Origin of the sequence: Rhizobium sp. LjRoot30 (genome assembly GCF_964253915.1) — a bacterium.
GTDB lineage: Bacteria > Pseudomonadota > Alphaproteobacteria > Rhizobiales > Rhizobiaceae > Metarhizobium.
Genome location: NZ_CAXUSG020000034.1, coordinates 1 through 9,692 on the forward strand (window position 1 = coordinate 1; position 9,692 = coordinate 9,692).

At 54.2% G+C, this 9,692-nt stretch carries 7 protein-coding genes and 1 other annotated feature; of the genes, 5 read left to right on the forward strand and 2 right to left on the reverse strand.

Going from position 1 to position 9,692, the window contains the following annotated elements; translation table 11 throughout:
• Positions 1 to 73: 73 nt before the first annotated feature.
• Positions 74 to 565 (reverse strand): hypothetical protein, encoded by a 492-nt coding sequence (locus tag ACSQ3I_RS27785; RefSeq protein ID WP_436004384.1) that lies wholly within the window; start codon positions 563 to 565, stop codon positions 74 to 76.
• Between the two features lie 262 nt (positions 566 to 827).
• On the opposite strand from ACSQ3I_RS27785, the gene ACSQ3I_RS27790 reads away from it, so the two are divergent.
• Positions 828 to 1,313: a DUF3833 family protein gene (locus tag ACSQ3I_RS27790; protein ID WP_436004386.1), complete on the forward strand. Its 486-nt coding sequence runs from the start codon at positions 828 to 830 to the stop codon at positions 1,311 to 1,313.
• A 106-nt stretch (positions 1,314 to 1,419) separates the two neighbouring features.
• On the opposite strand, the gene ACSQ3I_RS27795 is transcribed toward ACSQ3I_RS27790, so the two are convergent.
• On the reverse strand, positions 1,420 to 2,289 hold the full coding sequence (locus ACSQ3I_RS27795) for a helix-turn-helix domain-containing protein (protein WP_436004388.1): 870 nt from the start codon (positions 2,287 to 2,289) through the stop codon (positions 1,420 to 1,422).
• Between the two features lie 658 nt (positions 2,290 to 2,947).
• Between ACSQ3I_RS27795 and ACSQ3I_RS27800 the strand changes: the two genes are divergently transcribed.
• From ACSQ3I_RS27800 to ACSQ3I_RS27815, 4 genes are all read left to right on the forward strand, one after another.
• Positions 2,948 to 3,697 (forward strand): ImuA family protein, encoded by a 750-nt coding sequence (locus tag ACSQ3I_RS27800; protein WP_436004396.1) that lies wholly within the window; start codon positions 2,948 to 2,950, stop codon positions 3,695 to 3,697.
• The gene (locus tag ACSQ3I_RS27805; RefSeq protein ID WP_436004390.1) at positions 3,618 to 5,132 is read left to right on the forward strand and encodes a Y-family DNA polymerase; all 1,515 of its coding nucleotides are present in this window, start codon (positions 3,618 to 3,620) and stop codon (positions 5,130 to 5,132) included. Before ACSQ3I_RS27800 ends, ACSQ3I_RS27805 begins: the two co-directional genes overlap by 80 nt.
• Positions 5,129 to 8,383: an error-prone DNA polymerase gene (locus ACSQ3I_RS27810; protein WP_436004392.1), complete on the forward strand. Its 3,255-nt coding sequence runs from the start codon at positions 5,129 to 5,131 to the stop codon at positions 8,381 to 8,383. Before ACSQ3I_RS27805 ends, ACSQ3I_RS27810 begins: the two co-directional genes overlap by 4 nt.
• A gap of 214 nt (positions 8,384 to 8,597) precedes the next feature.
• Complete coding sequence (locus ACSQ3I_RS27815) at positions 8,598 to 9,245, forward strand: MCP four helix bundle domain-containing protein (RefSeq protein WP_436004394.1); 648 nt, start codon at positions 8,598 to 8,600, stop codon at positions 9,243 to 9,245.
• A gap of 225 nt (positions 9,246 to 9,470) precedes the next feature.
• Positions 9,471 to 9,526 (forward strand) — a sequence feature (sul1 is cis-regulatory element that is thought to sense ions involved in sulfur or methionine metabolism; They are found in Alphaproteobacteria).
• Positions 9,527 to 9,692 lie beyond the last annotated feature (166 nt).

Consider the following 9,692-nt stretch of genomic DNA (forward strand, 5'->3'; position numbering starts at 1 on the left):
ACGCAAATTGCGTAGATGTTACGATGAGACGGGTTTCTTTCATCCGTTTTTGGCAGGGCATCCGATATAACTCTTAGATGTCAGCCAACTTGAAAAGAAGTGTCGTCACCAGCTTGCTAGGATCAGGTTCGATGGAAGGGTTATTGTCGTGTACCTCTAATCTGCACGCAAACAACTCCCCTGCCTGACTGCTGGTAGCGTCCCACCGCAATCCCTTTTCCTTGGCCCACCCGATGAGCATGGCCGTGGCATCTAGCAATCCCTCATACGCGCCGGTGTATTTCATGCGGACAAAGCGTCCTGCGGGAAGAACACCTTCGACCAAGCGGCCAGACAATGGAATCGTCGCATCCGTGGTCATGCCGGTCTCGATTTCGAGGCTCGGCATGTCGACAACGTTGAACTTGATAAACTCCATCCCATTCGATGGCACCTCCGCTTGTGAAAAAGCCTCGAACAACTCATCGAACGCTGGATCGACTTCCTCGGCAAACGGTATGACTACGGGCAAGCGTACGGCGACGTATCGCTCAGCGTCCCGCACAATAATTTCTGGCATCGTCAAATGGAAGTCCTCCTCACTTTCCAGAACGACGCACGAATGCTCATAAACCCGACAACTTCGGCGAAATAAATCGTATTCCGAGAGGCTTTGTTGGAAAATGCTTCACCGGTGACCGAGCATCCCGCCGTCTTGGCGGGGGCAGTAGCACTGCTCCAATCTCCTGGGATGGAGCGCTGCCGGTTTCACCAGAAATTTCTGCCAATTTGAACTGATGGAACTGTCGGCCGCGCGGACGGTTCTCTCACGGAATAGGGAGATACCGATGAAAATCGAAGACTTTGCTAGCAAGCCGCCAGAGTTCATCCTGGAAGACTTTTTCTCAGGCCGCCTTCGAGGTTGGGGCATTGTGTTGACCCGCATGGGAAACCTTCAGAACCGCTTTTCAATCGAAGCAGAGGGTAGATGGGAGGCTTCTGCCAACACCTTATCTTTGAAGGAGACGTACTTCTTTGATGATGGTCATCAGGACCATCTGACGTGGACCATCATCAAACGGAGCCCAAGTGAATACGACGGGCGGGAGACGCTTATCGAAGGCACTGCCAAAGGCGAGCAAACAGGAAACGCTTTTCATTGGACCTATCATCGCGAAGTTCCGGCCTCGGACGGCTCGAAAGCGCGGTTTGGATTCGATGACTGGTTTTTTCTGCATGACAAGAATCGCATGACTGCAAATGCATCCTTGACCAAGTTCGGCATACAGGTTGCAACCTTGAACGCCTTTTATGAGCGAGAACAGGCGGTGTGAATTCTATAAGATCGCAAATGCGACCGCTTTTTCAACGGCGTCGAGTGCGCCGGACCTCGCAGTTGACTAAGTTGTTGACTACATCGCCCGCGCTACCCTGCCGGTCCTAGCTTAATGCCCGCCGCCACTGACCGGGAGTGGTTCCTATTTTCGCTCTAAATATCCGGGTGAGATGTGCCTGGTCACAGAAGCCGCATAAAAACGCCACTTCAGCAATGGTGAGCTTTGTTGTTCGCAGAAGCTCCTTAGCCTTCTCCACCCTCCTGAGGATCACCCACTTATAGGGTGGGTGGCCGACAGACAGTCTGAACGCTCGCGTAAAATGTCCCTGAGATAGACCACAGGCTTCAGCGACGGAAGAGAGAGACACGTCTGTCGCCAGGTTTGCCTCAAGTAGTTCGAGCGCGCGTCTCTTCTGCCATGCAGCAAGGTGACCGTAAACTGGCGGTTGAGTGCTCTGGCTTCCATAGGTCGTGCAGAGATGAAAGGTAAGGACTGCGGCAACGTGATCCTGGAAAAGGCGACTTGCGCTAGCTGGATTATGGACCGCTGGAAGACAGACGCGTATCAAGCCCCGTACGATATCGTCCTCGACATCCCGTCCTGGGACTGCATGAAGCGTGTCGATCCGTCTACCGCCCAGGTCTTCTTCGAAGGCAGTCAGCGCTGAGCGAGGAATATGGAAGCCCAGTCCGTCAAATGATGACTTCATGTCTGCGAGCCACATCCTCCGGTAGTCGTATATCGTGAAGTTGCCGCTTCTAGAAATTTTGCTGTCTACCTTCTTGCCGTCGACCCAAAGGTCGCCCTCATAATCTCGAAGGTTGAATGCCAAAAAGAACGCGTCCTCATGAACGGGTGGATCGATGATCCCATGTCCAGAACGAATGCAAGAGAGCCTAGCCATTGTCACCTCGGATTTCCCGAAGACCGGCGCTATGACAATGTCCGCCTGCCTGGCCCGGAAAAAATCCATCTCTTGATTGCTGGTTATAGGGTGTCGCATGAGGTCCGAATGTCGAGTTGCGCAAGTCTGCCGTTTTCGGAGAACATAGCCACACTGACAATTGGCTGATAGTCTAAGGCTCAAGGCACACCGGGGGCTTCCACTGCCAATTCGCTAGCGAACTCGCTTTTCTTCGAAAGAAACGATTCTGTCAGTCATGGATCGATTTCCTTTGTGTGCGACAGTCCTAAATTAGCAAGGCAGGGGAAGGTGGCTTTGCATTTGTCCTTTCCGCCTTCAGACAGCATTTGGTCGCAACCAACTGCCAAGCGTCGACGAAGCTGCATAAACGTGGCCGCTGCTCCAAACTGTCGCACAAGAGCTTTGCGATCAAACTCGTTGCTTTTCTTGCAGGGGACGCACTCAATTGTGATGACCGCCGCGCGGAAATCTCTCAGTGTTAGAAGGCCGTTGGGATTTTTCTCATCGATGACATTTTGTTGGCTGTGGATGAAGATCGATTAGACCCTTGAATCTGCACGAATTTCTCAACCCACCTCCTTGTGGAGTGACAAGTCCGATCCGCAGCCCTTAACCAAACCTCCATTGACTCGCGTATGGATTGGGAACAAAAAGGGAACATATCTTCTTTTCATCACATAACAAACCGAATTCGGTCCTGATCAACATGACGCTTGCCAAAACAGTCATCTCAGAACTGCGTGAGCGTATCCAACACCTTGAAGGCGCGAACGGAAAGTCGCGGATCGTGCTTCCGTTCGGAGCGAAATTGATCGATAACCGGTTGCCAGGTGGTGGTTTGGCTCATGGAGCAATCCATGAGTTTGCTGGGGGCGGCGCTGGAACCGTCGATGGCGCAGCCGCAGCTCTGTTTGTTGCTGGCATAGCGGCTCGCACCAAAGGCAAAGTCGTCTGGTGTCTGGCTAGACCCGACCTCTTTGCACCTGCTTTAGCACAGGTTGGGCTTCATCCAGATCGCGTCATTTATGTTGAAGCGATCCGCGAGGAATATGTGCTTGAGAGCGCCGAAGAAGCGCTTCGCTTTGGCGGAATAGCAGCAGTGGTTGCAGAAGTCGTCCGATTGCCGATGACAGCATCGAGAAGGTTGCAGCTCGCGGCAGAGGGGTCCGGTACTATGGGCCTCATCATCCGCCGGTGGCGACGCCAATCCGAAGCCAACGACTTTGGCCACCCGACGGCAGCGACTACGCGATGGCGTATCTCCGTTTTGCCAGCCGAGCCCTTGCAAGTGCCAGGTGTAGGGAGAGCGCGGTGGTTGGCGGAATTGATAAGGGTCAAGGCCGGAGAAAGTGCGGATTTCATTGTAGGTGCCTGTGATGCCGAGGGTCGTATCTGTTTATTTTCCGACGCTCACGACGGACCGGATCAGGCGCGCCGATCCCTCAATACCCGCTGACACTCCTATTGGCGTTATTTCACGCAGTGGATCGAAACGCTGGCTGTCTGCCATCGACACTCCTGCCGCAAAGCATGGCCTCAAGATTGGAATGCCCGCCTCGAAAGCACAGGCGCTCGTTCAAGGGCTTGCAATGATTGACGCAGACCCAGTGGCAGACGGTCTTGCCCTGGAGCGCCTGACCCTATGGGCGCTTAGTCAATACTCACCCGTGGTGGCGATGGATAACCCCGACGGCATCGTCATGGATACGGAGGGTGCGGATCACCTTCAGGGGGGAGAGGAACTGATGCTCAGTGGGCTGGTCAATCGGTTTCATGCGCGTGGATTAGCTGCCAAAGCAGCAGTTTCCAGCACTTGGGGGGCTTCTCATGCTCTTGCGCGAAGTTTGACCACTCGCACCACAGTAATTTTGAACGGCGGCGTCGAAGCTTCGATAGCGCGTTTGCCAATCGCACTTTTGAGAGTTGATTCCGAAACAATTCAAGGGTTGCGCACACTTGGCTTTCGCAGTGTTGGTGATCTGATCAAGACACCACGCGCACCTCTGACGCTGCGTTTTGGCCCTGAACTGGGTCGCCGTCTAGATCAAATGCTAGGCGTTGTGGCTGAGCCGATTCAGCCAATTCGGCCTGAGAACATTATAGAGATTCATCGAACATTTGCGGAGCCGATTGGGGCAACTGAGACAATTGCAAAATACATATCGCAACTCGTTCAAAAGCTGTGTCGGCAGTTGCAGCGGACAGGCATGGGGGTAAGGCGTGCCGACCTCCTGGTCCACCGAGTAGACAACACGTTTCAAGCCCTTCGAGCTGGGACCGCGAAACCCGTTCGTGATGTCGCGTGGTTGACCAAGCTATTCAAAGACCGGATCGAAAAAATCGATCCAGGATTCGGCATAGAGAAACTCAGTCTCGCTGCAACTCTGGTGGAACCGCTCGACGAAAAACAGATCATATCTGATCTAGTCGATCAACAGATGCCGGATGTCGGACCCTTCGTCGATATTCTTGGCAATCGCGGGGTTTACCATCTCTATCGCATGACACCGGTTGCGAGCGATGTCCCGGAGCGATCAGTGCGCAGAATATTGCCTCTTGCTGAAGAAACCGGATTGACATGGCCGCTGATCTGGCCGCGCCCTATAAGGTTGCTGGCTCAACCCGAGGGCATAGATGTCATCGCTTTGATGCCGGATCACCCTCCTGTTTCTTTCACTTGGAGGGGAAAGCGCCGGAAAGTAAAGCAGGCTGACGGACCAGAGCGCATTTTCGGGGAATGGTGGCAGCGAACCTCGGAATGGGCAGCCGTGCGCGACTATTTTACGGTCGTCGATGAAGCCGGTGAACGCTATTGGATTTACCGCTCAGGTGATGGTGTCAATCTGGAGACAGGAACACATCGCTGGTTTCTGCACGGGACTTTCACATGAGATACGCGGAACTCCAAGTGACCACGCATTTCTCATTTCTTCGAGGAGCGTCATCTGCTGACGAGCTGTTTGCAACCGCCAAAGCGCTCGGTATCAAGGCGATTGGCATTGTTGACCGCAATTCCCTCGCGGGCGTCGTTCGCGCTCTTGAGGCATCACGGTCGACTGGGTTGCGAGTGGTGGTTGGGTGTCGTCTTGATCTGCAGGACGGCATGTCGATCTTGGTATATCCAACCGACAAGATAGCCTATTCCATGCTCACAAGGTTGCTGACTCTTGGCAAGTCACGTGGAGGTAAGGGACGGTGCATTCTCACCCTCGACGATGTCGCACTTTACGCTGAGGGCTTGATCGCCATCCTCATACCGGACCTACCCGATGAGACGTTGGCTATTCAGCTTCGAAAAATGGCGGTGGTGTTCGGCAACCGCGCTTATGTTTCGCTCTGTCTGCGTCGTCGCCCCAACGACCAAATACGACTACATGAGATTTCCAATCTTGCCGCTCGACATTCTGTAAAAACGGTCGTCACGAATGACGTTCTGTTTCACGAACCATCACGTCGGCAGTTGCAGGACGTTGTTACGTGCATTCGCAGCAGAACCACCATCGATAACGTCGGTTTCGAACGCGAGCGGCATGCAGATAGATACTTGAAGCCGCCAGAGGAAATGGCGCGACTATTTCCGCGCTATCCTGAGGCGCTTGCACGAACAATGGAAATTGTAGAGCGCTGCACCTTCTCTTTGGAAGAATTGAGCTACCAGTATCCGGAAGAAGCCCTGATTGAAGGAATGACCGCACAGCAGTCACTCGAACATTACACCTGGGAAGGAGTGGGAACCCGATATCCCGAAGGCCTCCCAGAACACGTGGAACAAACCATCCGCCGTGAGTTGGCTCTTATTGCGAGCATGCGATACGCGCCATATTTCCTCACGGTGTTCTCCATTGTTCGCTATGCGCGTTCGCGGGGAATTTTATGTCAAGGACGGGGCTCGGCGGCCAACAGCGCCGTGTGTTATATTCTCGGCATCACCAGTATCGATCCCTCAACCAACGATCTCCTCTTTGAACGGTTTATCAGCCAAGAGCGAGATGAGCCGCCCGATATCGATGTCGATTTTGAACACTCTCGGCGCGAAGAGGTCATCCAATGGATTTACAAAACCTACGGCATCCACAAGGCGGCTCTATGCGCAACTGTAACTCGATATCGCGCCAAGGGTGCGATAAGGGATGTTGGTAAGGCACTTGGCCTGCCGGAAGACCTGATTTCCGCTCTATCGAAAGGAGTATGGTCATGGTCTGAGACGGTGGGTGAGCGGCAGGTTCGTGAGTTGAATCTCAACCCGGACGACCGCCGACTAGCGCTCACGCTTCAGTTGGCTCAGCAACTGATGGGAGCGCCTAGGCACCTTGGTCAGCATCCAGGCGGCTTTGTTTTGACGCATGATAGGCTCGACGATCTCGTACCTATTGAGCCAGCCGCGATGGATGATCGGCAGATCATCGAATGGGACAAGGATGATGTCGAGGCGCTGAAATTTATGAAGGTCGACGTTCTTGCGCTTGGAATGCTCACCTGTATGGCCAAAAGCTTCGATCTTCTAAAGCAACATAAGGAGTTGCCGCTCGATCTCGCGACGATACCCGGAGAGGACCCTTCCACTTATGCGATGATCAGACGTGCCGACACACTCGGCACCTTCCAGATCGAGAGCCGCGCGCAGATGTCGATGCTGCCGCGCATGAAGCCGCGCACATTCTATGACTTGGTTATCCAGGTTGCCATTGTGCGACCGGGGCCGATCCAAGGCGACATGGTTCATCCCTATCTTCGCCGCCGCGAAGGCAAAGAGAAAGTCGAGTATCCTACTCCCGAGTTGGAGGCGGTACTACACAAGACGCTAGGCGTGCCTCTTTTCCAGGAGAGTGCAATGAAGGTCGCTATGGTATGCGCGGGCTTCACCGGTGGCGAGGCAGACCAGCTGCGCAAATCCATGGCGACCTTCAAGTTCACGGGCGGAGTATCCCGTTTCAAGGACAAGCTTGTTTCAGGCATGGTTCGCAACGGTTATGCCGTTGATTTCGCCGAGCGGACATTTTCTCAGCTTGAAGGTTTCGGCAGCTACGGGTTTCCTGAAAGCCATGCAGCCTCTTTCGCGCTTATTGCCTACGCATCGAGCTGGATGAAGTGTCATCATCCTGACGTCTTTTGTGCAGCGCTTTTGAATTCGCAGCCAATGGGGTTTTATGCTCCTGCCCAAATCGTACGCGACGCCCGTGATCACGGCGTTGATGTTCTTCCTGTGTGCGTGAACCGGTCGCGTTGGGATTGCACGCTGGAAGCTGTCGAAGGCACAGACCGATATGCAGTTCGCCTTGGCATGCGTTTGGTTCGGGGTTTGGCCACAGCCGATGTCGCCAGGATAACAGCGGCGAGAGCGGATCAGCGTTTTTCAGACGTCGACGACATGTGGCGACGGTCTGGAGTACCGGCCGCATCGCTGGTTGAATTGGCGGAAGCCGACGCGTTCTTGCCATCCATTGGTCTGCAGCGTCGAGATGCCCTCTGGGCGATAAAAGCCTTGCGTGATGAACCTTTACCGCTCTTCGCCGCTGCAGCCGAACGGGAGGCGAAAACAATTGTCGAGCAACAGGAGCCGGAAGTTCAGCTTCGGCAAATGACCGCTGGGCACAATGTCGTCGAAGACTACGGGCATGTTGGTCTGACCCTCCGCGAGCATCCGGTGAGTTTCCTGCGAAGTGAGCTGAATCAAAGACGGATCGTCACATGTGCAGATGCTATTTCAGAAAGAGACGGGCGCTGGGTCATGGCCGCAGGTCTCGTCCTGGTTCGGCAACGACCAGGTTCAGCCAAAGGCGTCATGTTCATCACGATGGAGGATGAGACGGGCATCGCCAACGTTGTCGTCTGGCCGAAACTTTTCGAGAGATCGCGTCGAATTGTCCTGAGCGCATCAATGTTGGCCATCAATGGGCGTATCCAGCGTGAGGGTGACGTTGTGCACCTGGTTGCTCAGCAACTGTTCGACCTCTCGCAGGACCTTTCGAGCTTGGCGGATCGCGATAGCGGATTTCGGTTGCCGACTGGCCGGGGTGACGAGTTTGCCCATGGCTCCGCAGCACCCGATCCCAGAGATAAGGCTGCCATCAAATCGAGGGACATCTTCATCCCTGATCTTCACATCGATCAACTGAAAATCAAAAGCCGGAATTTCCACTAAGCGATGCGGCCGATTGCCAATGCTACGTCGGCCAAGGGGTGTCATGAAAGGGAATTATCAGGACAGACAACCCCACGTGACAGCGGCTGTAGGGAAAACCTTTACGGACACTCAATCAAGAGCCGCTAGTTTTAGCGAGCCGCGAATGTTGAGCGGTCCCTTTTCCGTCTCAGGCAGATGCGTGCCTAGGGACGAACTCTCATGAGCGACTTATATGACACGCCCGAAGATCAAGACCGCCCTGGTCGTATTGTTCTCGGTGATGGGTATCCTGTTGGCAGGATTTGCCGTCTTCACCGTCAACCGCATGGCAGCAATCAACCAACAAACGTCCGAAATTGCGGGAAGCTGGATGCCAAGCCTCGGCCTTGCCAAGGATGCAGACAAAGCCTTCGCTGATCTGAGGGTAGCTTGGCGCAACCACGTCATCTCCAGTACCGACGAGAGAACACAGAAGGTCGAAGGCGATATTACCATCGAGACTTCCATTGTCACGATCAATCAGCACATGGATGCGATTGCGACCTCTTCACGTGAACAATCCGTAGGATTGTCGGAGGTCAACACTGCGGTTAACCAGATGGACCAGGTCACTCAGCAGAACGCGGCAATGGTTGAAGAAGCCAGCGCCGCCGGTGCAACGCTTGCAAATGAAGCTGGAAAGCTACGGGAGTTGGTATCTCAATTCCAGCTTGGCACGGCCTCCTATTCAACGGGTGGGACGAGAACCGCTGCAGTCAGAGCGGCGTCCACGCATTCGGCCGTGGCTTCTGTTCCAAGATCGATGGTAGGAAACCTTGTAAAGGCATTTGGCGGCCGCACCCCGGCCGCTGCCGTTGCAGATGAGTGGAAAGAATTCTGAGCAATACCTTCCCACGCCGATCAAAGCCGCCTTCGGGCGGCTTTTTTTTCTTTATGGTCCGAAGTGCCCATGCAGCGATCAGCCAGCATTTCTAACTCAGGGCTTTTCTAATGTGACCGGTAGACTGCGTCCGCACCTGGATAGTCGCGTCCTATGTTTTGTCGCGGGTTGAGACCGGAGACATAATTGCTAAATTTAACTTTGTGAGCTAATTAGCCTTATCCACAAGGACCCGGTGAAACTCCGGGTGGCTCTTCTGGCCGCCAATCCGCCAGACAACACAGCAACGCAACCTATTCCATTTTCGAGGACCGAGTTTCGCTCGGCCCGTTGCCTCAACTGTGAAAAATCTCCCATGCGAACTCTTTCAAACTACCGTCAGGAGTGGTTCTCCAACATCCGTGGCGACGTGCTTTCGGGTGTCGTTGTCGCTCTCGCGCTTATACC

What these genes read in the sequence shown, in the direction of transcription:
- ACSQ3I_RS27790 (WP_436004386.1), top strand. Translation starts at nt 828, where the DNA reads ATGAAAATCGAAGACTTTGCTAGCAAGCCGCCAGAGTTCATCCTGGAA.
- ACSQ3I_RS27795 (WP_436004388.1), bottom strand. Translation starts at nt 2,289, where the DNA reads ATGGATTTTTTCCGGGCCAGGCAGGCGGACATTGTCATAGCGCCGGTC.
- ACSQ3I_RS27800 (WP_436004396.1), top strand. Translation starts at nt 2,948, where the DNA reads ATGACGCTTGCCAAAACAGTCATCTCAGAACTGCGTGAGCGTATCCAA.
- ACSQ3I_RS27805 (WP_436004390.1), top strand. Translation starts at nt 3,618, where the DNA reads ATGCCGAGGGTCGTATCTGTTTATTTTCCGACGCTCACGACGGACCGG.
- ACSQ3I_RS27810 (WP_436004392.1), top strand. Translation starts at nt 5,129, where the DNA reads ATGAGATACGCGGAACTCCAAGTGACCACGCATTTCTCATTTCTTCGA.
- ACSQ3I_RS27815 (WP_436004394.1), top strand. Translation starts at nt 8,598, where the DNA reads ATGACACGCCCGAAGATCAAGACCGCCCTGGTCGTATTGTTCTCGGTG.